The following is a 24,234-nucleotide window of genomic DNA, read 5'->3' on the forward strand; positions in this document are numbered from 1 at the left end:
GACGACATGGTGAGAGGTCGCCGGTGGCGCCGTGGCGTGGGCCGTGGAGGACGCCCGGGGAATTAGACTGGTGTGATGCCCAGCGGTGACCCGGACCGAGCCGACGCCGCCTGTCAGGATGCGAAGGGACCGGGCGCCACGTGAATGTCTTGGACCGAATCGGTGGCCCGGCGGACCTGAAGGCGCTCCCGGCCGAGCAGTTGCCGGCGCTCGCGCAGGAGATCCGGGACTTCCTCGTGCAGGCGGTCTCGCGCACCGGTGGGCACCTCGGTCCCAACCTGGGTGTCGTCGAGCTGACGATCGCGCTGCACCGCATCTTCGACTCACCGCGCGACGCGCTCGTCTTCGACACCGGGCACCAGTCCTACGTGCACAAGGTGCTGACCGGGCGCCGCGACTTCTCCGCCCTGCGGGCGCGCGGCGGCCTGTCCGGCTATCCGAGCCGCGCCGAATCCGAGCACGACATCGTCGAGAACTCCCATGCCTCGACCTCTCTGTCCTGGGCCCACGGAATCGCCAAGGGGCGGGCGATTGCCGGGCGCGGCAGCGGCCATACCGTTGCGGTGATCGGTGATGGCGCGCTGACCGGCGGCATGGCGTGGGAAGCGTTGAACAATATCGCCGCCGACAAGCACCTGCCGCTGGTCATCGTCGTCAACGACAACGAGCGCTCCTACGCCCCGACGATCGGCGGCCTCGCCGACCACCTGGCCGTGCTGCGGACGACCCAGGGCTACGAACAATTCCTCGACTGGGGCAAGACGACGCTGCGCCGCGCTCCGGTCGTCGGCGGCGCGGTCGAGCGGGCGCTGCACGGGGTCAAGAAGGGCATCAAGGACATGGTGGCGCCCCAGGGTCTCTTCGAAGACCTGGGCCTGAAGTATGTCGGCCCCATCGATGGCCACGACGAGGCCGCGTTGGAGGCGGCGCTGCGCCGGGCCAAGTCCTTCGGCGGGCCGGTGCTGGTGCACGCGCTGACCCAAAAGGGCCGCGGCTACGAGCCGGCGCGCCAGAACGAGGCCGACCAGTTCCACGCCGTCGGGGTGATCAACCCCGAGACCGGGCTGCCGTTCGAGGTCGCCGGCCGCACCTGGACCGAGGAGTTCGCCGACGAGATGGTCGCCGTCGGCGCCGATCGCCCCGATGTCGTCGCGGTGAGCGCCGCGATGACGATTCCGGTCGGGCTGGGCGCGTTTGCCGCTGCCTATCCCGAGCGGATCATCGACGTCGGCATCGCCGAGCAACACGCCGTGACGATGGCCGCCGGCCTCGCGTATGCCGGGCTGCACCCCGTCGTCGCGGTCTATGCCACCTTCCTCAACCGGGCCTTCGACCAACTCCTCATGGACGCCGCGCTGCACCGGGCCGGGATCACGCTCGTCCTGGACCGGGCCGGCATCACCGGCCCCGACGGCGCCTCCCACCACGGGATGTGGGACCTGTCGATCTGCGGCATCATCCCGGGCTTGCGTCTGAACGCGCCGCGCGACGGCCAGTCGGTGCGCCGAGCCTTGCGCGAGGCGCTCGACGTGGGGGATGCACCGACGGTCATCCGCTTCCCCAAGGGCAACGTCGGCGCCCCGATCGAAGCGATCGCGACAATCGGCGCGATCGACGTCGTGGCCGACACGACCGAGGGGCAGGCCCCGCACCTGCTGATCGTCGGTGTCGGGGCGATGGTCGCGACGGCGATCACCGTGGCCGAGAAGCTCGCCGCCGACGGCGTGCGTTCCCAAGTGATCGACCCGCGGTGGGTGGCACCCGTGCCAGAGGGTCTGGTCGACCTCGCTCGCGCGGCCGAGCGGGTCGCGGTCATCGAGGACAATGTCGAGACGGGGGGAGTGGGCGATCGGGTGGCGCTCGCCCTGCGCCGGGCCGGCGTGCCGACTCCCGTGCAGACCTTCGGGATTCCACGCCGCTTCCTCGACCACGCGGCGCGCGGGCAGGTGCTCGACGCGGTCGGCCTGACCCCCGAATCGATCGCCGCAGCGCTATCCGGTTGAGCTGCAGGCAGGAGGAGCAGTCGCGATGTGGTACTGGTTCTTCAAGTTCGTCGCCCTCGGGCCGATCGCCCGCTGGTATCTCCGGCTGCGCTGGATCGGCCGGGAGAACCTGCCCCGGCGCGGACCCTTCGTCGTGGCATCGAACCATCTGACCTATCTCGACCCGGTCGGGATCAGCGTTGGCGTCCCCCACAAGGTCATCTATGTCGCCAAGCAGAAGTACTTCGGGGGCACCGGTTTCGCCGGCCGGGCACTGAGCTGGTTCTTGACGGCGATCGGCCAGGTGCCGATCGACACCCGCAGCAAGGACACCGCCGACCCGGCGATGGACACCGCGCGCCGCATCCTGGCCGACGGCGGAGTCGTCGCGATCTTCCCCGAGGGCACCCGCTCGCCCGACGGCAAGCTCTATCGCGGACGCACGGGCGCTGCCCGGCTCACCTTGCCGACCCGCGTCCCGCTGATCCCGGCCGGCGTGATCGGGACCCGCGAGGTGCGGTTGCCGCTCCAAAGCAACCCTCGCCGCGGCCGGGTCACGGTCAGCTATGGCCGGCCGCTCGACCTCAGCCCGTGGTATGGCCGCGAGGACGACCCGCAGGCATGGCGCGAGGTCACCGACCTACTGATGACCCAGATCGCGGCCCTGAGTGGCCAGGAGCGTGACGATCGTTATCCGACGGCCACCGAGCTGGCGGGACGCACCGAGACCTGGCTCTCCCACGACGATCCCGGCGGATCTCAGCCGGCTCCCTGAGGGGCGTGGCTGCCGGCGAGGTGTCCCGGCAGCCGGTCGAGACAATCGATCCACCCCTGCTCGGCACCGCCGCCCTCGACATGCTCGGTCGAGGTATGCCGCACGGTCACCTCGGTGCCCTCCGCGACCGGCGTGAACGTGACGACCACCTCGTCGATGACGCTGCCGTCGCCGCTGCCGCCCTCCCAGATCCAGGTCATTGCCAGCCGGCGCCCGGGCTCGACCGCGGTGAACTCGCCGCGGGCGCCCTGGCCCAGCTGCGCGCTGTGGATGTGGAACCGGCCGCCAACCCGCACCTCCAGCTCGTATGCCGTGTCGGCGAACTGCGGCCACCACCACTGCGCGAGCTGCTCCGGCTCGGTCCAGGCGGCGAAGGCGGCCGCCCGTGAGGCCGGGACGGTGCGGGAGATCGTGATCGTGCTCGTTGGTGCTCCGGTGTTCATGGTGCTCCTTTGGTCAGGCGGGACGGTGTGGGCTGCCAGGCGTCAGCCAGGGCGGGACATCGGCGGGGGAGTTCGTGTCCTCGCTGCCTCGTCGGCGGCAGGGCTCAGATAGGCGACCAGCCGGTCCAGACGGGTCGACCAGACCAGCCGGGTGGACGTCGCCCACTCCTGCAGCGGCTCCAGGCTGCCGGGGACCAACTCGACGGTGACCGTCCGGCCGCGCTTGGCGCGGTGGACGAGCTGGGCGTCGAGCAGCACCTCCAGGTGCTTGGTCACCCCGGCCAGTGAGACCCCGAGCAGGTCGGCGAGCTGCGACATCGTCGCCGGACCCTCGGCCAGCCGCTCCAGGATTGTCCGCCGCGGGGCGGAGGCGATCGCCACGGCGATGGCGTCGAGACGATCCGATTCACGCACGACCACAGCCTACGGCATACTTCACTAATTGGTAAAGTATCCGGCCTGTGGCGGCTCGTCTGCGGGTCAGATGTCGCGGAAGGTCTCCACCCGGGCGCCGAGCTTGTTCAGGCGCTCGGCCAGATCCTCATACCCGCGGTGAATCACATAGACATTGCGCAGCACCGAGGTGCCCGGGGCGGCGAGCATGGCGAGCAGGATGACCACACCGGGCCGCAGGGCCGGCGGGCAGACGACCTCGGCGGCTCGCCACTTCGGGGTGGGGCCGTTGATCAGCACCCGGTGGGGATCGAGCAGCTGCACCTGGGCGCCGACCTTGGTCAGCTCGGTGAGATAAATCGCACGATTCTCATAGACCCAGTCGTGGATCATCGTGCGGCCATCGGCCTTGGCGGCGATCAGCGCAAAGAACGGCAGGTTGTCGATATTGAGGCCGGGGAAGGGCATCGGGTGGATCTTGTCCACCGGCGCCCGGAGCGGGCCGGGGATCGTCGTCAGGTCGACCAGCCGGGTGTGCCCGTTCGCCGAGGCGTATTCGGGGGTGATGTCGTATTTCATCCCCATCGTCTCCAGCGTCGCCAACTCGATCTCGAGGAACTCGATCGGCACCCGGTTGATCGTGATCGAGGAGTCGGTGACGACCGCGGCGGCGAGCAGGCTCATCGCCTCGATCGGGTCCTCGGAGGGCTGGTAGTCGACGTCGACGTTGATCTGCGAAACGCCGTGGATCGTCAGCGTGGTCGTCCCGATGCCCTCGATCCGCACCCCGAGCTTCTGCAGGAAAAAGCAGAGGTCTTGGACCATGTAGTTCGATGAGGCATTGCGCACCACGGTGACACCCGGGTGCAGCGCCGCGGCCATCAGGACATTCTCGGTGACCGTGTCGCCGCGCTCGGTCAAGATGATCGGCCGGTCCGGGCCGACGCCCGCGGTGACCCTCGCCTCATAGAAACCGTGCGTCGCCATCACGTTAAGACCGAAGTGGCGCAACGCGATCAGGTGCGGCTCGATGGTGCGAGTGCCGAGGTCGCAGCCGCCGGCATACGGCAGCAGGAACTCGGGAATCTGGTGCAGCAACGGGCCGAGGAACATGATGACCGTGCGGGTGCGCCGGGCGGCGTCGACGTCGATCGCGTCCAGGTCGAGCTGCGCCGGCGGCACGATCTCCAGGTCGCTGGTCCCCGGCAGCCAGCGGGTCTTGACGCCGATCGAGCCGAGGACCTCGATGATCCGGTTGACCTCCTCGATGCGGGCCAGGCTGCGCAAGGTCGTGCGGCCCTTGTTGAGCAGCGCGGCGCAGAGCAGCGCCACCGCGGCGTTCTTGGAGGTCTTGACGTCGATCGAGCCGGACAGCTGGGCGCCGCCGACGACCCGTAGGTGCTGCGGCTGGCTCGGGCCGAGCGAGACGAACTCGCGATCGAGCGCCTCGCCGATCCGGGCGAGCATCTCCAGGCTCAAGTTCTGCCCGCCCTGCTCGATGCGCGCGACCGCGCTCTGGCTGGTGGCGAGCGCGGTCGCGAGATCGGTTTGGGTCATGCCCTTGTGACGCCGGGCATCCCGGATGAGGTTGCCGATTCGCGCGCGATAATCGTCAGACACAAGCGACCAGCATACCTCATATGTGAGATATCGCGGCTCCGGGCGCGGTGATCACTCCGGGACGCTGGCGGCTCCTGCGGGCAGCAACCGGCGGCCGAGGACCTTCTCGGAGATGCCTTCGCGATCGAGCAGGGGGCAGATGCCGCCATTCCAGAACTGGAAGCCGGCACCGGTGATCATCGCCAGGTCGATGTCCATCGGCGCCTGCGCGACCCCGTCCTTGAGCATCAGCTCGACCTCCTCGGCGATCGCGCTTAGCACCCGCTCGCGGGCCTGTTCGACGGTCAGCTCGACCGGGTTTTCCGGAGTGATTTGCACCGCCGGGTCGTATGCCGCCTTGCCCGCCGCGACGAGCGCCTGCATCGTCGGGGAGACATAGAACCGGTCCCCGAAGGCGCGGTGGAGGGTCTCGGAGTTGTGCAGCGCGATCGCCGGCCCGACCAGCCCGAGCAGGACATAGGGCGGCATCGGCGCCATCCCGGCGACGGCCTTGTCGGCGACCGCGGACGGGGTGCCCTCATCGACGATCTGGCTGTAGGCGCCCATGAACCGCCCGAGCAACCGGTTGACGATGAAGCTGGCGGTGTCCTTGCACAGGATCGTCGTCTTGCGCAGCGCCTTGCCGACGGCGAATGCCGTTGCGAGAGCGGCGTCGTCGGTCTTCTCGCCGGGAATGATCTCCAACAGGGGCATCACGGCGACCGGGTTGAAGAAGTGGAAGCCGACCACCCGCTCGGGGTGCTGCAGGTCGGCGGCCATCTCGGTGATCGACAGCGAGGAGGTGTTGGAGGCGAGCACGCACTCGGGCGAGACGACCGCCTCGACCTCGGCGAAGACCTGCTTCTTGACCGAGATCTCCTCAAAGACCGCCTCGATGACGAACTCGGCGTCGGCGAAGCCGTCCTTGCTCGTCGCGCCGGTGACCAGCGCGGTGATCTTGTTCACGATGTCGTCGTTCAGGCGCCCCTTCTTCTTCTGCTCGGCGAGCTGGGTGGCGACATAGGCCAGACCCTTGTCGACCCGCTCCTGATCGAGGTCGGTCATCACGACCGGGACCTCCATCAGCCGGGCAAAGAGCAGTGCCAGCTGGGCGGCCATCAACCCGGCGCCGACGATCCCGATCTTGGTGACCGGCCGGGCGAGCGCCTTGTCCGGGGCGCCGGCGGGCCGCTTGGCGCGCTTTTGCACCAGGTCGAAGGAGTAGAGCCCGGCGCGCAGTTGGTCGCCCATGAGTAGGTCGGCGAGCGCCTCGTCCTCGGCGGCGAAGGCGGCTTCCCGCTCGGCCGTGCGGGCGGCGGTGACCAGCTCGAGCGCGCGGTAGGGCGCGGGCGAGGCGCCGCCGGTCTTGACGTCGACCAAGCCCTTGGCCATGCCGACCGCGCCGGTCCACGCCTTGTCGTCCGCGGTGTCGACCGGGGCCCGCTCGACGGTGACCGCGCCGGAGACCACACCGGCGGCCCAGGCGATCGAGTGCTCGAGGAAGTCGGCCGGCGCGAACATCGCGTCGGCCAGGCCGAGCTTGACCGCCTGCGGCCCCTTGAGCATCTTGTTGGTGTTCATCGGGTTCTCGATGATCACCGTCAGCGCCTTGGCGACGCCGACCAGGCGGGGCAGCAGATAGCAGCCGCCCCAGCCGGGCACCAGGCCGAGGAAGGTCTCGGGCAGCGCCACCGCCGGCACGCCGGCCGAGATCGTGCGATAGTCGCAGGCGAGCGCGATCTCGACGCCGCCGCCCATGGCGGCACCGTTGACGAACGCGAAGGTCGGCACCGGCAGGTCCATGATCGCCGCGTATGCCGCATGGCCGGCCCGCGCGATCTCCAGCGCCTGCTCGCGCGAGCGGACGAAGGGGACGCCGCTCAGGTCGGCTCCGACGGCGAAGATGAACGGCTTACCGGTGATCGCGACGGCCTGGATCTCGCCCGCCTCGCTGCGCGCCCGCAGGGCGTCGACGGCCGCGTGGATCCCGGCGATCGAGGCCGGCCCGAAGGTGTTGGGCTTGGTGTGGTCGAAGCCGTTGTCCAGGGTGATCAGCGCGAGCACGCCGGCGCCGTCGGGCATCGTGACATCCTGCACGATCGCCTTGGTCACGACCTCGGCATCGAATGCCGGTGCGGCAGTGGTGGTTTCGGTCGCGGTTGGTTCAGTGACAGTCGTGTCGGTCATGGCTTAGGCCACCTTCCCGTAGTCGGCGTGGTGGGGATTCTCGAAGATCACGGCGCCGCCCATGCCGATGCCGATGCACATCGCGGTCATGCCATAACGCACCTCGGGGTGCTCCTCGAACTGGCGGGCGAGCTGGATCATCAGCCGCACGCCGCTGGAAGCGAGCGGGTGGCCGGTGGCGATGGCACCGCCATACCGGTTGACCCGGGGGTCGTCGTCGGGGATCCCGAAGTGGTCGAGGAAGGCGATGACCTGCACGGCGAAGGCCTCGTTAAGCTCGAACAGGCCGATGTCGTCGATGCTCAGGCCGGCCTTGGCGAGCGCCTTCTCGCCGGCGGGCACGGGGCCGATGCCCATGACTTCGGGCTCGACGCCGACGAACGCGAAGTCGACCAGGCGCATCTTGATCGGCAGCCCGAGGTCGGTGGCGGTGTCCTCGGCGGCGAGGATGCACGCGGTGGCGCCGTCGTTGAGGCCGGCCGCGTTGCCCGCGGTGACCCGGCCGTGGGGGCGGAAGGGGGTCTTGAGCGTCGCCAGGTCGGCGACCGTCGTCCCCGGGCGGGGCGGCTCGTCGGCGGTGGCCAGGCCATAGCCGCGTTCCTTGTTGCGGGTGGCCATCGCCACCAGGTCGGGCTGGATCTGCCGCTTCTCGTATGCCGCGGCGAGCTTGTCCTGGGAGGCGACGGCATAGGCGTCGCAGCGCTCCTTGGTCAGCTGCGGGTAGCGGTCGTGCAGGTTCTCGGCGGTCTTGCCCATGATCAGCGCCGAGGGGTCGACGAGCTTCTCGGCGACGATCCGCGGGTTGGGGTCGACGCCTTCACCCATCGGGTGGCGACCCATGTGCTCGACGCCGCCGGCGATCGCGATGTCGATGGCGCCGAAGCTGATCGCCCCGGCGGCGCTCGTGACCGCGGTCATCGCGCCGGCGCACATCCGGTCGATCGAATAGCCCGGGGTGGTCTTGGGCAGCCCGGACAGCAGCGCGGCGATCCGGCCCAGCGTCAGGCCCTGGTCGCCGATCTGGGTGGTCGCGGCGATCGCGACCTCCTCGACCCGCTCCGGCGGCAATTGCGGGTTGCGGCGCAACAACTCTCGGATGCACCGGACGACCAGATCATCGGCCCGGGTCTCGGCATAGATCCCCTTCGGCCCGGCCTTCCCAAAGGGTGTCCGGACGCCGTCGACGAAGACGACTTCGCGCGGGCTGCGCGGCATACCTGCCTCCTTGGGCGTGAGTGAGGGGCGGCGCTCGCCGCCTCAGCCACTGTAACTAAGCGCTCGCTTAGTGGAGGGGGCTTGGCCGGGTGAGGCCGCTCACGCGGTCGTGGTGCGGTCCCAATAGTGCTGCAGCAGGGGGATGACGATCTCGCGCTGCCAGGGCCGCACGTCGGCGGCCGTGAGCGCCGCGTCGAAGGCCTCGGTCTCGGGGGCACCGTCGGGCGGCGACCAGATCACCCGGCGCAGCGGGTCGGGCGAGATGACGTTCTCGACGGGGACACTGTGCTCGCCGGAGAAGCGCGCGAGCGCCTCGCGGACCGCGGTCAGGCGGCGCGCGGCCACCGGGTTCTTCTCCACCCAGGCACGCGGCGGTGGCGGGCCATCGTTGGGCAAGGTGGCCGGCGGCAGGGCAGCGGCCGGCAGCGCGGCGGCGCGGGCGAGCGCGGCCAGCCACTCGCGCCGGTAACGCCCGATCACCCGGCTGCCCGGCGGCAGCGTGTGCGGGTCGTTCTGGGCGTGCTGGGCGATCTCGACCAGCACGCTGTCGGGTGTGAGCCGACCCGGCGCGATGTCGCGAGCGGCTGCCATCCGCTCCCGCTCCAGCCACAGCTCGCGGACATAGGCCAGGCCGCGAGCGCCGCGCACCCGGTGCATGCCGGAAGTACGCCGCCACGGATCGACGCGCGGCGTGGCGCTCCAGTCGAGCAGAGCGCTGAACTCCTGCCGGGCCCACTCCGACTTGCCGGCGCGGGCCAAGTCGACCCCCATGAGGTTGCGGATCTCGCCGAGCACCTCGACATCGAGCGCCGCATAGCGCAACCACGACGACGGCAGCGGGCGCATCGACCAGTCGACCGCCGAGTGCTCCTTGGCCAGGCCCAGCCCGAGATAGTGCTCGACGACGGCGGCCAGGCCGACCCGCGGCAGGCCGAGCAGCCGGCCGGCCAGCTCGGTGTCGAACAGTTGGCGCGGGCGCAGCCCCACCTCGGCGAGGCAGGCGAGGTCTTGGGTGGCGGCGTGCAGGATCCACTCGGCGCCGCCGATCGCCGCGTCGATCGGGCTCAGGTCCGGGACGGCGACCGGATCGAACAGCCACGTGCCGGCCCCGTCGCGACGCACCTGGACGAGATAGGCGCGCTGGCCGTAGCGGTAGCCGGAGGCTCGCTCGGCGTCGATGGCGACCGGCCCGCTGCCCGCGGCGATCGCCGTGGCGGCCGCGTCGACTCCGCTCTCGGACGTGACGACATCAGGCACGCCGTCGGCCGGCTGGTCTAGGGGCAGCACCTCGGGGGCGGGCGTTTCGGTCATCGGGGTCAGTGACGTCTCCCGGGCAGGGCGACCACGCCGTCGGGCAGCGGCGGCAGGCCGGCAATCGTGCATAACAGATCGGTCCAGGCCAGCAGGTGCGGGCCGGGGTCGGGCGTGGTCGGCGTCCACGAGGCGCGCACCTCCAGCTCGACCGCGCGGGGCCGGTCGGCCAGGCCGCCGAAGCTCTCCGACACCACGGTCGTCACCGTGCCGGCCTCGGCGCCGAAGCCGGCGTCGTGGGCCTGGAGGGACTCGATCAGCCACGACCACCCGACCTCGCTGAGGAAGGGATCGGTGCCCATCTCCGGCTCAAGTTCGGCGCGCGCGAAGGTCACGACCCGCCACGCCCCGTCCCAGGGCTCGGGGCAGGCCGGATCGTGCAGCAACACGAACCTGCCGGAGGCGAGGTCGTCCTCCTCGTCGGTGCCGAAGACCTCGGCGGTGAGGGCAACGGCATACGGAGCGATGCGGGCCGGCGGGGGCACCTCGGTCAGGTGCACCTCGGGGCGCGTGCGGGCCGCGCGCAGGGCGGCGAGCGCCTCGGCAAAGACGGCCGGCGCGGCTGTCGGGATCGTGCGGCTCGCCACACATGGCAGGTTAGGCCGTATACCGCCCCGGCGCGCGGCATTGCGCGTTTGTGCGGTCGTCGTGTCGGGCGGGCCGGGACGGGTCGGTAGGCTCCCGCGGGTGATCGCCCTCCTTGCGCTGGCGTCCTCGGCGGTGTGGGGGACCTCGGATTTCGCTGCCGGCCTGATCGCCAAGCGCCGCCCCGCGGCGGCGGTCGTCGGGTGGTCGCAGGCGGTCAGCCTGGTGGTGATGAGCGTGCTCGTCGCCTGGCCCGGGCGCGCGTGGCCCGGTGGTGGCTGGCCGGTGTGGGCGGTCGTTGCCGGGTTCTCCGGGGGCAGCGCGCTGGTGTGTTTTTATGGCGCGTTGAGCACCGGCACGATGGGCGTGGTGGCGCCGATCGCCTCGCTCGGTGTCGTGGTCCCGGTCCTCCTCGGAGTGCTGGGCGGCGAGCAGCCGGGTCTGGTGACCTGGGCGGGGATGATCGTCGCCGTGCTCGGCGTGCTGCTGGCGTCGGGACCTGAGCTCGACGGCTCGGTCGGGTTGCGTCCGGTGGTGCTCGCCTGCTGCGCCGGAGCGGGCTTCGGGGTCACGCTCTATTCCCTGGACCGGGGCGCCCGCAGCTCGGTCCTGCACACGCTGTGGGGCATGCGGGCGACGTCGGTCACCTGCTTCGTGCTGGCCGCGCTGCTGTTGCGGCGCCTTGGCGGGATGCAGCGCAGCGACCTCCCGGCGCTGGCGTTCGTCGGCGTCGCGGACCTGTGCGCGAACGCGCTCTTTGCGGTGGCCTCCTCGCGCGGCTATGTGAGCGTCGCCAGCGTCCTCGGCTCGCTCTATCCCGTGGTCACCGCCGGCTGGGCGTATGCCGTCCTCCACGAGCGCCTGCGCGGCGTCCAGAACGCCGGGATTGCGCTCACGATGGCCGGGGTGGCGTTGATCGCCGGCGGCTCCGCATGAGGCAGGGGCCGGACGCATGGCGATCGCCGGTGCCCGGCGTCGAAAGGACGTTTTTCGGCACGGTTTTTTGCGAAAACCGTGCCGACCGGCTCCTCTCGATAAGGCGGCAGGGCGATGATCGCCGGTAGCCGTAGCATCGGCGGGTGAGTTCAGCCGCTGCCGATCCAGTCACCACCGCCGAAGCAGCCGCCGCCAGCTCGCCCCGCCTGGCCGACGCGCCGCTGCTGCGGGCCGCGCGGGGGGAGGCGGTGCGGCATACGCCGGTGTGGTTTATGCGCCAGGCGGGGCGGTCGCTGCCCGAATATCGCCGGGTGCGCGCGGGCGTCGCGATGCTGGACAGCTGCCGCCGGCCCGACCTGGTCACCGAGATCACCCTGCAGCCGGTGCGAAGGCACGGGGTGGACGCGGCGATCTTCTTCTCCGACATCGTGGTTCCGGTCGCGGCGGTCGGCTTCGGGATCGACATCGTCCCGGGCGTCGGGCCGGTGGCCGTCGACCCGGTCCGCACGCTCGCCGACCTCGACCGGCTGCCCGAGCTGACCCCCGAACACATCGAGGACATCGCCGTCTCGGTCCGGCAGATCGTCGCCGAGCTGGGGCCGACGCCGCTGATCGGCTTCGCGGGGGCGCCGTTCACCCTGGCCAGCTATCTGATCGAGGGCGGGCCGAGCAAGAACCACGTTCGCACCAAGGCGCTGATGCACGGCGACCCGCTGCTGTGGGATGCCCTGTGCGCCCGCCTGGCGCAGATCTCGGCGGCCTTCTTGCGGGTGCAGGTTGGGGCCGGGGCGTCGGCGGTCCAGCTGTTCGACTCGTGGGCAGGGGCGTTGTCGCGGGCAGACTACGAGCGGGCGGTGCAGCCGCACTCGGCGGCCGTGCTCGCCGCGGTCGGCGACCTCGGCGTGCCGCGCATCCACTTCGGCGTCGGCACCGGCGAGTTGCTCGCCAGCATGGGCGCCGCCGGGGCCGACGTCGTCGGCGTGGACTATCGGGTCGGCATACCGGATGCGCTGGCGCGCCTCGATGGCCGGTATGCCGTGCAAGGCAACCTCGATCCCGCCCTGCTGTTTGCGCCCTGGGAGGCGTTGGAACGCGGAACTCGCCGCATCCTCGCCGAGGCCGCTCACGCGCCTGGGCACATCTTCAACCTCGGCCACGGTGTGCTGCCCGAGACCGACCCGGACGTCCTGACCCGACTTGTCGATCTCGTCCATAGGGTCTCGGCGAACGCCTCACCCGGCTAGCGTGGCGCCCGGCTAGAGTGGTACAGTCCGGCCGTACCAGTGAGGGGGACATATGTCCATCACCGCCAGCGAGGCCCGCCGGCAGCTTTTCCCGTTGATCGAGAAGGTCAACGACGACCGCGTCGCGGTCGAGATCACATCGCGGCGCGGGAATGCCGTCCTTATCTCTGCGGATGAGTTCGCCGCCCTTGAGGAGACGGCCTACTTACTGCGGGTGCCGGCCAACGCCAAGCGCCTGCTCGAAAGCCTGCACCAGGCCAGGACGGGTCATCGGCACGAACACGAACTTGCCGAGTGAGGCTCGTCTTCACGCCACACGGATGGGATGACTACAAGCACTGGCTTCATGCGGATCGACAGATCCTCAGGCGCATCAACCGGCTTATCGATGACGCCCTCCGTGATCCGGCTGCCGGAATCGGGAAGCCAGAGCCGCTCAAGCACCTGCTCGCGGGCGCGTGGTCGCGACGGATCACCGATGAGCACCGGTTGGTCTATCTGGTCGATGGTGAAGACCTGGTCATCATGCAGGCGAGGTTCCACTACAAGTGATCCCCTGAGGTTGTCGGCGGGTCCCCAGATCGGGTCTCGCTCACCGGGCTATTCGCGCCGGAGCAGCTGCGGGGTCAGCCCGCGACCGAGACCGAGGACGCTGATTCCCGCAACGATTGCCGCGCCGACGAGCGAGGCGAGCAGCATCGCCACGACGGCCCCGGTGGGCCGTTGGCTGCTCCGGTCGTAGCCGAGATAGGCGCTCAGCGCGAGGTAACCCAGGGCGATCGCCGCGAGCTGCCCGACGACCAGGGGGACGAGCACCTGCAGGGCCTGACTGAGTCGCAGGATGCGCCCCGGGACACCGAGCGCGCGTTGCGCCGCCACCTGGCGCCGGCGTTCGACCGCATGGTCGATCGCGGTGAGCAGCACCGACGTCAGGCCGATGCCGAGGACGATCGCCGCGAGCGTCCACAGGAGCACGGCATACCCGTTGACGACGTCATAGTCCTCCATGGGCTGGAGGTTGATGCCGAGCCCCATCCGCTGGGTGGTTGCCGTCAGCCGGTCGCGGACCGCAAAGCCGGGCCCCGACAAGATCTCGTATGCCGTGGGCTCGCCGGCGAGGGAGGCCAGCCCGGGGTAGTCGGGCGGGACGATCGCCGCCGGATGCGTGTCGTCGGGGAAGATCTCCTGGGTCGCCGCGATGTCGACGTCCCAGACAGCGCCCTTGATCGCCAGGGTTGCCGCCGCTTGCTGGGTGTTTCCCAGGTCCCTCGTGATCTCGAAGTTGCCGGATGCCGGACGGGGAGCCGCTTGGCCGTCCGGGTTCGATAGCAGCGCCGCAATGCCATCTCGGCAATCGGGCACCACGACCCGCAAGGCCAGCTGGGCACAGGATCCGACGAAAACTTCGCCGCAGATGTCTATCCCGTCGTCTTTGCAGGCTATCCAGATCGAGTAGTCGGGGTGCACGTCGAGGACCCCGTCGACGTCTCGGATCGCGGCGGCCTGCTCGGGGGTGGGCGTGGGACCCCCGACTTCCCACGGATTGTCCCCGAGATGGTGGTGCTGGGGTCCGTGCTCGATCGCATGCGCGGGCCGGCGGTATTGGCCCACCGACTCGAAGGCGGTGAGCACGCCGAGCGCACCGGTGACCAGGAAGCTCGAGACGGCCAGGCCGGCGATGACTCGGGCGGTGGCCGTCGGCGTGGTCTGCAGGGTGCGGGCGGCGAGCTGGATCGCGGGCGAGGGGCTCCACCGGGCGCCGAGGTCGGCCACGGCGCGGCCCGTGGGCGGGACCGCGATCGGAACGGACAAGCCGGTGATCGCGATCCCCGCGAGGAGGGCTTTTGCAACGCCGGCCGCGCCCACGGCGGAGGTGTCGCTCACCTGGTAGTGGATCACCCAGGTCAGGACGCCGGCCCCGACGGCGAGTGGAAGCAGCCGCCACAGGGACGGTCGTCTCGGGGCACCCCTGCGCACCCCGAGCGACCGTCCGGCGAGAGCCCCGGGTCGGCGCCAGCGACACGATCATCGACAGCACCGCAACCGCCGCGACGACGGTGAGGGTCGGCGTGAGGCTCGCGTGGATGTCCCGCTGGATCCAGTTGCGGGCGAGCGCAATCCGGGAGACGAGCGGAGCGAGAACGACGCCCAGTCCGGCGCCGACTAGGGAGCCGGCCAGGGCGAGCAGGCCATTCTCCAGCGCAGCGATGGTGCGGGTGCGACCGGGCGTGACGCCGATCAACCGCAGGGCGGCCAGGCGCCGGTCCCGGGCCGACGCGCTCAGCCGGCCGATGCTCAGCAACAGGACGGCGATCGGGACACACAGGAAGACGACGACGACCTGGACAAGGCGCCGATGGCTGGGATCGAGCGTGCCGGCGCTTGCGGCTCGCGGGATCGCCACTGCGAGAACGAGAATCAGTGCGCCAATGGCGTTGCCGAGCACGACCGCCACGCCGCGGCGGAGCCCGCCGGCCCGGGCGAGCAGGACGGCGAACTGCAGCGACCTCATGCCACGACCCGGTCGGAGCCGACGACCTGCCCGTCACGCAGGACCACTTCGCGAGCGGCATACGAGGCAATCCGATGGGAGTGGGTGACGACGAGGACGGCGCTGCCCTGCTCGGTGGCCGCACCCACGAGGGCGTCCATGACGACCTCGCCGGAGAGGGTGTCCAACGATCCGGTCGGCTCATCCGCGAGGACAACCGCGGGAGTATGCGCGAGTGCCCGGGCCACGGCGGCGCGCTGGTGTTGTCCGCCGGAGACTTCCATCGCCCGGCGGTCGGCGACCGCGTCGATGTCGAGTCGCCGCAACAGGTCGCGGGCGCGGTGACGCACGGTCGACCTCGGCGCGCCGGCGAGCCACAGCGGGAGTTCGACATTCTCCCGCAACGTCAGCTCGGGGACGAGATCGCCGTTCTGGAAGACGAACCCGATCCTGCGCAGGCGCCGGTCGCTTCGGGCGCGCTCGCTCTGGGTGTCCAAGCGGGTTCCTTCGAGAAACACCTCGCCCGAGTCGGGACGAATCAGCCCGGCGAGGCAGTGCAGCAGGGTGGACTTGCCCGAGCCGCTCGGCCCGAGCAGCGCGACCACCTCACCAGCCTCGATCGCGATGTCGACGCCGCCGAGCACGAGCGTCGGGCCGAATGCGAGCGTCAACCCCTTGCCCTCGGCGGCGGTGGTCACTGATCGGCCTCCCCCGCGGCCGTTGGGTTCTGGGGCCCGCTCGCGGTGTCCTCGGGCGCAATCACGGTGTCCTTGGGCGCATTCACGGTGTTCTGGGAAGCAATTTCCGGGTTCTCGGCCAACCGCCTGCCGGCCAGTTCCACCCACGCCAGGTCGGCCTCGAGGTGGGCGAGTTCCAGGTCACGGGCGAGTCGGTCGACGACATCGCCGCTGCCGCGGGCTCCGGTGAGTTCGCGCATCCGGGCGAGGTAGACCGCGCGGTGGGAGTCGAGGACCTGGGCGGCCGAGCGTCCCGAGATCAGCGCGAGCACGACGCGAGTGAACAACTGCCCCGGGCGGCCACCCGGGAGCTCGGGCGTGGCGAGCCACTCCTCCAAGGCGGTGACCCCCTCCGCCGTGATCGCATAGAGCTTGCGGTCGGGCGCCCCTGCTTGTTCCACCCCGACCCCTCGGGCGAGCCCGTCGCGTTCGAGCCGGACGAGCGTCGAGTACACCTGTCCGTACTTCAGCTCCTGCCCACGGCCGAGAACATCGTCGTAGCGGTGTTTCAGCGCGAAGCCGTGCGCCTCGGGCGTGCTGTCCAGCAGGGCAAGAAGGGCCATCGGCACGGTCATGGAGCCTGATTATACACTCAGTGTATTCACTCAGGGGGTTCCGGAAGTCGAGCGCGCCGCGTCGCCAGAGGCGGTCGTCGAGTCGCTGCGCCCGAAGCGATGTTGTGGTGGCTTGTGGCCACGGCTTCCCCAAACCACCACAAGATCGCGCTCGTCGGGGCCTCCGCTCGGTCCCGAGATCCGTGACTACCGGGCGCCGGCGGGTTCCTTGGGCGCCGGGGCTGGGTCGGGTTGCGGCTCACCCGGGTGGTTGGGTGGGGCCGGGCTCGCGCCGGACGGGCCGCTGGGGCCTCCCGGGCCCCCTGAACCTCCCGCGTTTCCCGGGCCTCCCGGGCCTCCGGGGAAGCCGTGCGGACCGGACGGTCCGGAGGGGCCGGGCGGGGGATAGTAGGCCGTGGCGACCGGACGCTTGGGCCGGCGGGCGCGGACGCGTCGCCACAGCCAGATCAGCGGGATGCCGACCAGCGCGGCGAACAGCACGAACGGCAAGAGCGCCCCGACGATCGCCATCAACGCGACGAGCGAGGCCACGAACGCCTTCCACCCGGCCTTCAGGCCACCGACGAAACCCTCCGCTGGCGTCGCGCCGTCGTCGATCAGGTCGGGCTCGGTCGCCAAGTTGATGGTGATCGGCGAGCGGGCCGTCTGGCGGTCCAAGCTGGCCAGCCGGGCCTCGACCGCCTCCAGGTCGGCTTGCCGCTGCGAGAGTTCCTGCTCCAGGCGCATCAACTGGTCGATGTCGTTGGTCTGGTCGATCAAATCCTGCACCCGGGCGACCGACTTGTTCATCGAGCCCACGCGCGCCTGGACATCGACATATTCCGCGGTGACATTTTCGGTGTCGGAGCGACGGTCGAGAACCTTGCCGACGTTCTGCAATTCGTCGAGCGTCGCATCGAGCTTCCCGACTGGCACCGAAATCACGAGCACGGCATACGTGCTCGGGTTGACGCCCTCCTTGGGTTCGGTGGCAGCGTCACGATAGCTGCCGATATTCTCCGAAATAATCACGCCGTCGGCTGCCACGTTCACGGCCCGCACCTTGGCGGTCGCCTCACCGATGTCCTTGACCTGCAGAGACAAGGTGGCATTGCGAACGAGCTTCTGAGCGGCAACCTCGGTCGTTGTCTCACCGGCCTTTGCCCCGGAGGCGCCACCACTTCCCTGACTCGCCGCGGAGCCGCTGTCGGCGGCGCCGCCCTCGGCAGCCGGGGCCACGCCACCTTGAGTCTGCGCCGACGTCGAGTCACCGCTGCCGCTGCACCCGGCGAGCAGGGCGGCGACCGCAACCCAACCGGCGACGAGAACCAGCAGGCGCCGCCAACGCGGCGGTGCCGGCGCTGAACACACGGGCCCTGAAGACGAGGGGTGAGGTGATCGCATCGGCGGGATCCTTTCGCGCAAGTGTCGATGGCGCTGGGTGTCGATGGCGCTGCGACGCACCCTGCCTGCAAACCGTTCCCCAGGGGCGATCTAAGTTGGAGATATGCACCGGATCGTTATCGTCGGCGGCGGCATGGCCGGGCTGACCGCCGCCGTCGACCTCCTCGCCAGCTCCGCCGGCACCGACTTGGACGTCACCGTGCTCGAGGCGACCGATCGCCCGGGCGGCAAGCTGCGCCAAGAGACCATCGCCGGGCACCTCGCCGACGTCGGCGCCGAGGCGATGCTCGGGCTGCGCCCAGAGGCCCGCGACCTGATCGAGCAGATCGGCGCCGTCGACCAGATCGTCACCCCGGCCACGATGGCCGCTTCCATCTATTCGTATGGCGCCCTGCACCCCATGCCGCCCCGCTCGCTCATGGGCATCCCCAACTCCCCGGACGACGCCCGCGGCATCCTGAGTCCCGAGGACCTCGCCCGGCTCGCCGCGCCCGTCCAGCAGCCGCCAATCGACGGCGACGCCTCGGTCGGGGATTATGTCGCCGCCACCCTCGGCGACGCCGTCGTTGACCGGCTCGTCGACCCGCTGCTCGGCGGGGTGTATGCCGGATCCGCCCGCGACCTGTCCCTCGCCGCGACGCTGCCGATGCTCTATCCCCGCGCGCTCGCCGGGGAGCCACTGCTCGGCGCCGGCGCCGGCGCCGCGCCGGCCCGACCGGCCAGCCGCACCGCGGGAAGCCCTGCGCCGCCGCCGGCGTTCATCGGCCTGCGCGGCGGCGTCGGCCGCTTCCCCGACCTGCTCCAAGAGGCGATCGAGCAGCGCGGCGGGACCGTCCGCACCGGCGTGACCGTCCGCGAGCTGCGCCGCACCGACCGCGGAACCTGGTCGCTGACAACCGGATCCACCACCGACCCCGCGACCGTAGAGGCGGACGCGGTCATCCTCGCCACTCCGGTCGCCCCCACCCGCCGCCTGATCGCCGACCTTGCCCCCGCCGCCGCGGAGCAGCTCGCCGGGATCGAGAGCGCGTCGATGGTTGTGGCGACCTTCGCCTTCCCGGCCGCAGACATGCCGCCGCTCGATGGCTCCGGCTTCCTCGTCCCGCCAGTCGAGGGCCGCTTCGTCAAGGCGAGCACGTTCAGCTCCAGCAAGTGGGGGTGGCTGCCGCAGCTGGCCCCCGAGGTCGTCTATGTCCGCGCCTCCTTCGGCCGCCACGGCGAGGAAGCCGCCCTGCAGCGTCCCGACGACGAGCTGCTCCACGCAGCGCTCGCCGACCTCACCGGCATCCTCGATCTTGCGCTGCCCGATCCCATCGACACCCACATCCAGCGCTGGGGCGGCGGCCTGCCCCAGTATGCCGTCGGCCATCTTGACCGGATCGCCTTGGTGCGCAAGGCGATCAGCGAGGTGGAGCGGCTGGAGGTGGCCGGAGCGGCATACGACGGAGTTGGCATCCCCGCCGTGATCGGCTCGGGGCGGCGGGCGGCTGGTGTCATCCGCGCGCAGCTCGGCTTGCCAGACTAGGGGCATGAGCGAACGCCCGACCGAACGCCCGACCCCGAGCAAACCGAGCCCCGCGCGGATGCGCGAGATCAACGACACCATCCGGTATGCGATGTGGTCGGTCTTCGCCGTCGAGACCCGCCTCGGCGACGCCGACCGGGCCGCCCTCGCCGGCGAGGTCGAGGACCTGGTCGGCAAGCTCGCCGCCGACGGGGTCGTCGTGCGCGGGGTCTACGACCTCGGCGGGATGAGGGCCGATGCGGACCTGATGATCTGGTGGCACGCCGAGCGGATCGAGGCGCTGCAAGCGGCATACCGCGCGCTGTTGAAGACCCAGCTCGGCGCTCACCTGAAACCGGTGTGGTCCAATGCCGCGCTGCACCGGCCGGCGGAGTTCAACAAGAGCCACATTCCGGCGTTCCTCGCCGACGAGGAGGCCCGCGACTTCGTCTGCGTCTATCCGTTCGTGAGGTCCTATGACTGGTATGTCATCGACGACGACGAGCGGCGCGACATGCTGCGCGAGCACGGCCAGATGGCCCGCGACTACCCCGACGTGCGGGCCAACACGATCGCCGCGTTCGCGCTCGGCGACTACGAGTGGATTCTCGCGTTCGAGGCCGACGAGCTGCACCGCATCGTCGACCTGATGCGCGAGCTGCGCGCCTCCCGCGCCCGGCTGCACGTGCGCGAGGAGATCCCGTTCTTCACCGGCCCGCGTATGCCGATCGCCGACCTGGTCGTCGGGCTGCCCTGACGTGTCGGCACCCGGGCTGGTCCTGCGCTTCCCGCTCGACGGGCCCTGCCTGGTGCAGAACAGCCCGGCCAACCGGGTGCCCAGTCACGGCAGCGACGCCTTCGGCAGCTCGCACGCCATCGACCTGGTGCCGCTCGGGGCTCACGGCCGATCGGCGCCGAGCAGCTGGCGGCGCTGGCTGAGCAGCGAGCAGCCGGAGATCTTCGCGGGCTTCGGTATGCCGGTGCTCGCCCCGCTCGCCGGATCGGTCGCGGCCGTCCACGACGGCGAAGCCGACCACGAGGCGCGTCGCTCGGTGCTGACGACGATCCCGTATCTGCTCACCCAGGCCGGGCGGGCGCGCGGTGGCGCGGGTGCGCTGGCCGGCAACCACGTGGTCATCGCGGCCGGTCCCACTGGTCGGTATGTGCTGCTCGCCCACCTCCAGCGCGAGAGTGCGGTGGTGGCCGTGGGTCAGCGGGTCGAGGCCGGCGAGGTGATCGGCGCGTGCGGGAACTCGGGGAATAGCACCGAGCCGCACGTGCACCTGCAGGTCAGCGACTCCCTCGACTGGGCGAGCGCCCGAGGCGTGCCGTTCGCATTCGAAGGCCCCTGCGGGCCGTGGCTGCCCCGCAACGGCGAGATCGCCGAGCCCACCTGAGCAGGTGTCCTGTCGCCTGCGCGGCTACTCGGCCGGCTTGAGCGTCAGGCTGATCGAGTTGATGCAGTAGCGCTGGTCGGTGGGGGTGGGATAGCCCTCGCCCTCGAAGACGTGCCCGAGGTGGCTCCCGCAGTTCGCGCAGCGCACCTCGACGCGGGGGCGTCCGAACAGCGAGCGGTCCTCGATGTATTCGACGCTGTCCCCGGCGAGCGGCGTGAAGAAGGACGGCCAGCCGCAATGACTTTCGAACTTGGTCTCGGAGGTGAACAGCTCGGCCCCGCAGGCTCGGCAGGCGTAGACACCGGTCGTCTTGGTGTCGGTGTATTCGCCGGTGAACGGTCGTTCGGTCCCGGCCTGACGCAGCACGTGGAACTCCTGCGGGGTCAGCTCGGCGCGCCACTCGTCGTCGGTCTTGGAGACGGCATAGCGGCTCGGCTCGGTGCTTGCGGTCATCAGCGCTCCTGCCACGAAGGGGACATGACCGACTCATTATCAGGGACGAATTTCCGCTCGTGCGATGGGGAAACGCGGTGGGAATGCAGTGCGAGAATGCGCGCATGACGGAGCGGTCGGTCGCGCGCAAGGCGGTGACGGGTGTCGCCGTCGCGTCCGCGGGTGCGGCGATGGGCACCGGCGCGGCCTCACTCGCCGGCGCCGCCTACTTCGCCCGGCGGGTGTTGACCCCTGACCGGCGCCGCCCCGACGACACGAATGTTGTTGACGTGACGGCCGATTATCTCGACCTCGAACTCACTCCCGAAACCGTCGTCCCGGGCCGGTATGGACTGTGGATCGACGGGGGCCGTGGGCATCTGCGACTCGGCGAGATCCTCGCCGTCGACGAGCGGCGCGGCGTGGTGCGGCGGGTGGTGGAGGGCGTCGACGTGGGGGAGCCCGTGCCCGGGCCGGCCCGGTGGAATGGCTACTACTACGGCACGGCTCCGGATCGAAGCCTCGGCGTTCCCCTGGACCACGTGGCGATCGACAGCCAGGTCGGGCCGATCCCCGGGTGGGAGATCCCCGGAGCGGACCCGAGCCGCTGGGCGATCCTCGTGCACGGCCGGGGCGCGACCCGGCACGAGTGCTTGCGGGGGGTGGCCGCGGCGCGGGAGCTGCGGCATACCTGCTTGATCCCGGCCTATCGCAACGACGAGGACGCGCCGGCCGGGCCCGACGGCCGCTACAACCTCGGCCTGTCGGAGTGGCGCGACATCGACGCCGCGATGACGTATGCCGTGGGCAAGGGCGCGACGTCGATCGTCCTGTTCGGGTGGTCGATGGGTGGGGCGATCGTCCTGCAGACCCTCGACCGGTCGGCGTTGGCGCACCTGGTCACCGGCGTCGTGCTCGACGGGCCGGTCGTCGACTGGGTCGACGTGCTGCGTCACCATGCCCGCCAAAACCGCGTGCCGCCGCCGATCCACCGGCTGAGCAGCACGATCATGGGCCGGCAGTGGTCGCGCCGGCTGGTGGGTGTGCACGAGGCCGTCGACGTCGCCCGCACCGACTGGGTCACCCGCGCCGCCGAGCTGCGGCACCGAATCCTGTTGGTGCACAGCCGCGATGACGAGTTCGTGCCCTGTGGTCCGTCGCAGGAGCTGGCCCGGTTGCGGCCCGATCTGGTCACCTGGGTGCCCTGGGATACCGCCCGGCATTGCAAGGAATGGAATACCGACTGGCGGCGGTGGGAGCACGTTGTGCGCGACTTCCTGGGCGGGCTGGAGCAGGGTGGGCGCGGGTCGGGCGAGCCGAGGAACCTCTGCTGATATGTAGGGCCCGTTTGTCAAGTGGCAGGGTGAAGCGGGGTCCTCTCTGGCCGGAGGGGACCCCGCTTCGTCGTTCATCGGAAAGTGGTGGCCGGGAGACAGCGTGTCAATCGACGCGCGGTCAGTCTGATATACGCGGGTTGGTTACCGCAGGGCCCTGGTTTCGGCTGGAGAGTCTCGGCTGGTCTAGGGTCGAGCGTCGCCCCGGCAAGGCTCCGGGGTTACTCATAGCAGGTTCGCTGGTTCTCTCCTCGCGCTGCTGCCCGGACACCAGGGGTGTTCCGTGAACGAGGCGTGGTGTGCGGTTAGGTGTCCATGGTGGCCAAAGACCAGCACCAGCCGGCCAGTTCGCGGGCGATGGCGGTGTTGGCGACGGTGTGCCGTTTCTTGTGTGCGGTCATCCGCTGCCAGGACCGGTGCAGCCGCCGGTTGCCGGCGTCACCGCGTTCAGCGGCCACGGCCGGTGCCAGCGCCCACCGTTGCTGCATGGTTTTCCCGGGGGTGTAGGCCTTCTTGTGGTGCCAGGCGGCCTCGATCAGCAGCCGCCGGGCGTGGCTGTTGCCGGTCTTGGTGATCCCTCCTTGGACCCGGCTGGCGCCGGAGGACGACTCGGACGGCACCAGCCCGAGGTAGGAGCCGATCGAGGACCCGGTCAACCGGTGCCAGTCCCCGATCTCCACCGCTAACGCGAACCCCGTCAGTGTCGAGATCCCCCGCAGGCACCCCAACCGTCGGGTGATCGCGGTGTACTCGCTGTCCGCGGCCAACGCCAGGATCTGCTCATCGAGCCGGTCGCGGCGGGCCAGGAGCTGGGTGACCGCGGTGTAGCCATCATCGAACGCGGCCCGTGTCCCCACGCCGTCAGCCCCCAGCTCGTGCGTGCCGATCCGGCGCAGCCACCGGTCATGGCCACCGGTCCAGGCCTTGCCCTGCAGGTAGACATAGCCGTGCCGCAGCAACAACTTCGACAGCTGGTGGCGGGCGCTCATCAACGCCGCCCGGACATCCTCGCGGGCCCGGACCAGATCCCGGGCCGATTCCTGCGCCGGCGTCGGGATGGTCACCGCGACGATGTCGTCATTGCGGGCCAACCGCGCCAACAACATCGCATCCCGCCGGTCGGTCTTAACCCGCTCCCCGCTCGGACGCAACAACTTCGACGGAGCCGCCACCTGCGTGCGGTGACCAGCGGCTAGCAACCCCCGCGCCAGGCCATACCCGGTCGGGCCCGCCTCATAGGTCACCAGCACCGGACCATGCTGCCGCGTCAGATCCGTGACGAACCCGACCACATCCACGGTCCGCGGCCAGACCACCCGCTCGATCACCTCACCGGTCCTCGTGTCGATCGCGGCCGCCCGCACCGACCGGGCGTGGACATCCAACCCAAGACTTGTACGCTCGGTAAACACCGGAGCCTCCTATCCATCGGCCACCAGCCAGCCCTTCTGGCCAGGTGATCCCCGAGTTGTGGCATACGCGAGGCTCCGGCCACAACCCCCACAAGATCATCCACTCACCGGACCCGGGCCAAACCTGCCAACGCGCCAGAGGAGTCAACGTGGAGCACGCGCAGCGCAGCGAGCATGAACGACGTTGACACCGACAAGCGATGGCAGACAATCACCCGCGCCGGCGAATGGAACCTTGCCGAGACCGAACACCCGGAACACTCGCCAACCCCCATAGGGTCTAGCAGCAGTTCCTCGAC

The 24,234-nt window shown here is 70.4% G+C and carries 23 protein-coding genes and 1 pseudogene; 10 read left to right on the forward strand and 14 right to left on the reverse strand.

The genetic code is table 11. From position 1 onward, the window contains the following. Positions 1 to 140: 140 nt before the first annotated feature. Together dxs and V9G19_RS05665 are read left to right on the forward strand one after the other, a co-directional pair. Positions 141 to 2,003: a 1-deoxy-D-xylulose-5-phosphate synthase gene (gene dxs, locus V9G19_RS05660; RefSeq protein WP_462284514.1), complete on the forward strand. Its 1,863-nt coding sequence runs from the start codon at positions 141 to 143 to the stop codon at positions 2,001 to 2,003. A gap of 25 nt (positions 2,004 to 2,028) precedes the next feature. After that, positions 2,029 to 2,757, forward strand: a complete 729-nt coding sequence (locus tag V9G19_RS05665; RefSeq protein WP_462284515.1) for a lysophospholipid acyltransferase family protein — start codon at positions 2,029 to 2,031, stop codon at positions 2,755 to 2,757. Here V9G19_RS05665 and V9G19_RS05670 read toward each other — a convergent pair. The 7 genes from V9G19_RS05670 to V9G19_RS05700 form a co-directional block, all read right to left on the reverse strand. Continuing rightward, entirely contained in the window at positions 2,742 to 3,200 is a 459-nt protein-coding gene (locus V9G19_RS05670) for an SRPBCC family protein (protein WP_462284516.1), read from the reverse strand. The genes V9G19_RS05665 and V9G19_RS05670 overlap by 16 nt on opposite strands. Positions 3,201 to 3,242: 42 nt before the next feature. Then, positions 3,243 to 3,614: an ArsR/SmtB family transcription factor gene (locus V9G19_RS05675; RefSeq protein WP_462284517.1), complete on the reverse strand. Its 372-nt coding sequence runs from the start codon at positions 3,612 to 3,614 to the stop codon at positions 3,243 to 3,245. A 66-nt stretch (positions 3,615 to 3,680) separates the two neighbouring features. After that, on the reverse strand, positions 3,681 to 5,213 hold the full coding sequence (locus V9G19_RS05680) for a helix-turn-helix domain-containing protein (RefSeq protein ID WP_462284518.1): 1,533 nt from the start codon (positions 5,211 to 5,213) through the stop codon (positions 3,681 to 3,683). 51 nt (positions 5,214 to 5,264) lie between these two features. Then, positions 5,265 to 7,379: a 3-hydroxyacyl-CoA dehydrogenase NAD-binding domain-containing protein gene (locus V9G19_RS05685; RefSeq protein WP_462284519.1), complete on the reverse strand. Its 2,115-nt coding sequence runs from the start codon at positions 7,377 to 7,379 to the stop codon at positions 5,265 to 5,267. A gap of 3 nt (positions 7,380 to 7,382) precedes the next feature. Then, entirely contained in the window at positions 7,383 to 8,594 is a 1,212-nt protein-coding gene (locus tag V9G19_RS05690) for a thiolase family protein (RefSeq protein ID WP_462284520.1), read from the reverse strand. Between the two features lie 99 nt (positions 8,595 to 8,693). After that, positions 8,694 to 9,905: an HRDC domain-containing protein gene (locus V9G19_RS05695; RefSeq protein WP_462284521.1), complete on the reverse strand. Its 1,212-nt coding sequence runs from the start codon at positions 9,903 to 9,905 to the stop codon at positions 8,694 to 8,696. Positions 9,906 to 9,910: 5 nt separating this feature from the next. Next, positions 9,911 to 10,492, reverse strand: coding sequence for a DUF3000 domain-containing protein (locus V9G19_RS05700; protein ID WP_462284522.1), 582 nt, complete (start codon positions 10,490 to 10,492; stop codon positions 9,911 to 9,913). Positions 10,493 to 10,592: 100 nt separating this feature from the next. On the opposite strand from V9G19_RS05700, the gene V9G19_RS05705 reads away from it, so the two are divergent. The 4 genes from V9G19_RS05705 (at position 10,593) to V9G19_RS05720 (ending at position 13,222) form a co-directional block, all read left to right on the forward strand. Continuing rightward, positions 10,593 to 11,426, forward strand: coding sequence for an EamA family transporter (locus V9G19_RS05705; protein ID WP_462284523.1), 834 nt, complete (start codon positions 10,593 to 10,595; stop codon positions 11,424 to 11,426). A 206-nt stretch (positions 11,427 to 11,632) separates the two neighbouring features. Further along, entirely contained in the window at positions 11,633 to 12,670 is a 1,038-nt protein-coding gene (hemE, locus tag V9G19_RS05710; protein ID WP_462285032.1) for a uroporphyrinogen decarboxylase, read from the forward strand. A gap of 52 nt (positions 12,671 to 12,722) precedes the next feature. Continuing rightward, complete coding sequence (locus V9G19_RS05715) at positions 12,723 to 12,968, forward strand: type II toxin-antitoxin system Phd/YefM family antitoxin (protein ID WP_462284524.1); 246 nt, start codon at positions 12,723 to 12,725, stop codon at positions 12,966 to 12,968. Further along, entirely contained in the window at positions 12,965 to 13,222 is a 258-nt protein-coding gene (locus tag V9G19_RS05720; RefSeq protein ID WP_462284525.1) for a Txe/YoeB family addiction module toxin, read from the forward strand. Before V9G19_RS05715 ends, V9G19_RS05720 begins: the two co-directional genes overlap by 4 nt. 48 nt (positions 13,223 to 13,270) lie before the next feature. Here V9G19_RS05720 and V9G19_RS05725 read toward each other — a convergent pair whose 3' ends face one another. The 5 genes and pseudogenes from V9G19_RS05725 to V9G19_RS05745 all read right to left on the reverse strand — a co-directional run bounded on the left by V9G19_RS05725 (position 13,271) and on the right by V9G19_RS05745 (position 17,823). Beyond that, positions 13,271 to 14,647: an ABC transporter permease gene (locus tag V9G19_RS05725; RefSeq protein WP_462284526.1), complete on the reverse strand. Its 1,377-nt coding sequence runs from the start codon at positions 14,645 to 14,647 to the stop codon at positions 13,271 to 13,273. Positions 14,648 to 14,672: 25 nt separating this feature from the next. Beyond that, positions 14,673 to 15,182 (reverse strand): annotated as a pseudogene (locus V9G19_RS05730) (FtsX-like permease family protein); the annotation flags it as partial. After that, positions 15,179 to 15,859: an ABC transporter ATP-binding protein gene (locus V9G19_RS05735; RefSeq protein ID WP_462284527.1), complete on the reverse strand. Its 681-nt coding sequence runs from the start codon at positions 15,857 to 15,859 to the stop codon at positions 15,179 to 15,181. The gene V9G19_RS05735 and the pseudogene V9G19_RS05730, both read right to left, overlap by 4 nt. Further along, positions 15,856 to 16,473, reverse strand: a complete 618-nt coding sequence (locus V9G19_RS05740) for a PadR family transcriptional regulator (RefSeq protein WP_462284528.1) — start codon at positions 16,471 to 16,473, stop codon at positions 15,856 to 15,858. The genes V9G19_RS05735 and V9G19_RS05740 overlap by 4 nt, the downstream gene beginning before the upstream one ends. A gap of 186 nt (positions 16,474 to 16,659) precedes the next feature. Next, positions 16,660 to 17,823 (reverse strand): DUF4349 domain-containing protein, encoded by a 1,164-nt coding sequence (locus V9G19_RS05745; protein ID WP_462284529.1) that lies wholly within the window; start codon positions 17,821 to 17,823, stop codon positions 16,660 to 16,662. A gap of 136 nt (positions 17,824 to 17,959) precedes the next feature. Here V9G19_RS05745 and hemG point away from each other — a divergent pair, with 136 nt between their 5' ends. From hemG to V9G19_RS05760, 3 genes are read left to right on the forward strand one after another with little or no spacing between them, the layout of a single operon-like run. Continuing rightward, positions 17,960 to 19,381 carry a protoporphyrinogen oxidase gene (hemG, locus tag V9G19_RS05750; protein WP_462284530.1) on the forward strand — a complete coding sequence of 474 codons (1,422 nt, stop codon included), beginning with the start codon at positions 17,960 to 17,962 and terminating at the stop codon, positions 19,379 to 19,381. 4 nt (positions 19,382 to 19,385) lie between these two features. Further along, positions 19,386 to 20,117, forward strand: coding sequence for a hydrogen peroxide-dependent heme synthase (gene hemQ, locus V9G19_RS05755; RefSeq protein WP_462284531.1), 732 nt, complete (start codon positions 19,386 to 19,388; stop codon positions 20,115 to 20,117). A gap of 1 nt (position 20,118) precedes the next feature. Beyond that, a complete protein-coding gene (locus V9G19_RS05760) occupies positions 20,119 to 20,757 on the forward strand; it encodes a M23 family metallopeptidase (RefSeq protein ID WP_462284532.1) in 639 nt (212 codons plus the stop codon). A gap of 24 nt (positions 20,758 to 20,781) precedes the next feature. On the opposite strand, the gene msrB is transcribed toward V9G19_RS05760, so the two are convergent. Then, on the reverse strand, positions 20,782 to 21,210 hold the full coding sequence (gene msrB, locus V9G19_RS05765; protein WP_462284533.1) for a peptide-methionine (R)-S-oxide reductase MsrB: 429 nt from the start codon (positions 21,208 to 21,210) through the stop codon (positions 20,782 to 20,784). Positions 21,211 to 21,314: 104 nt separating this feature from the next. On the opposite strand from msrB, the gene V9G19_RS05770 reads away from it, so the two are divergent. Then, a complete protein-coding gene (locus V9G19_RS05770) occupies positions 21,315 to 22,523 on the forward strand; it encodes an alpha/beta hydrolase family protein (RefSeq protein ID WP_462284534.1) in 1,209 nt (402 codons plus the stop codon). Between the two features lie 305 nt (positions 22,524 to 22,828). Here V9G19_RS05770 and V9G19_RS05775 read toward each other — a convergent pair whose 3' ends face one another. Then, entirely contained in the window at positions 22,829 to 23,935 is a 1,107-nt protein-coding gene (locus V9G19_RS05775; protein WP_462284535.1) for an IS110 family RNA-guided transposase, read from the reverse strand. Positions 23,936 to 24,234: the final 299 nt, after the last annotated feature.

The organism is Nostocoides sp., from assembly GCF_037045025.1.
Taxonomy (GTDB): domain Bacteria; phylum Actinomycetota; class Actinomycetes; order Actinomycetales; family Dermatophilaceae; genus Nostocoides_A.

Coding starts and splice junctions, on each gene's coding strand:
- V9G19_RS05665 (WP_462284515.1), top strand. CDS start 2,029: ATGTGGTACTGGTTCTTCAAGTTCGTCGCCCTCGGGCCGATCGCCCGC.
- V9G19_RS05670 (WP_462284516.1), bottom strand. CDS start 3,200: ATGAACACCGGAGCACCAACGAGCACGATCACGATCTCCCGCACCGTC.
- V9G19_RS05685 (WP_462284519.1), bottom strand. CDS start 7,379: ATGACCGACACGACTGTCACTGAACCAACCGCGACCGAAACCACCACT.
- V9G19_RS05690 (WP_462284520.1), bottom strand. CDS start 8,594: ATGCCGCGCAGCCCGCGCGAAGTCGTCTTCGTCGACGGCGTCCGGACA.
- V9G19_RS05695 (WP_462284521.1), bottom strand. CDS start 9,905: ATGACCGAAACGCCCGCCCCCGAGGTGCTGCCCCTAGACCAGCCGGCC.
- V9G19_RS05715 (WP_462284524.1), top strand. CDS start 12,723: ATGTCCATCACCGCCAGCGAGGCCCGCCGGCAGCTTTTCCCGTTGATC.
- V9G19_RS05740 (WP_462284528.1), bottom strand. CDS start 16,473: ATGACCGTGCCGATGGCCCTTCTTGCCCTGCTGGACAGCACGCCCGAG.
- hemG (WP_462284530.1), top strand. CDS start 17,960: ATGCACCGGATCGTTATCGTCGGCGGCGGCATGGCCGGGCTGACCGCC.
- hemQ (WP_462284531.1), top strand. CDS start 19,386: ATGAGCGAACGCCCGACCGAACGCCCGACCCCGAGCAAACCGAGCCCC.
- msrB (WP_462284533.1), bottom strand. CDS start 21,210: ATGACCGCAAGCACCGAGCCGAGCCGCTATGCCGTCTCCAAGACCGAC.
- V9G19_RS05770 (WP_462284534.1), top strand. CDS start 21,315: ATGACGGAGCGGTCGGTCGCGCGCAAGGCGGTGACGGGTGTCGCCGTC.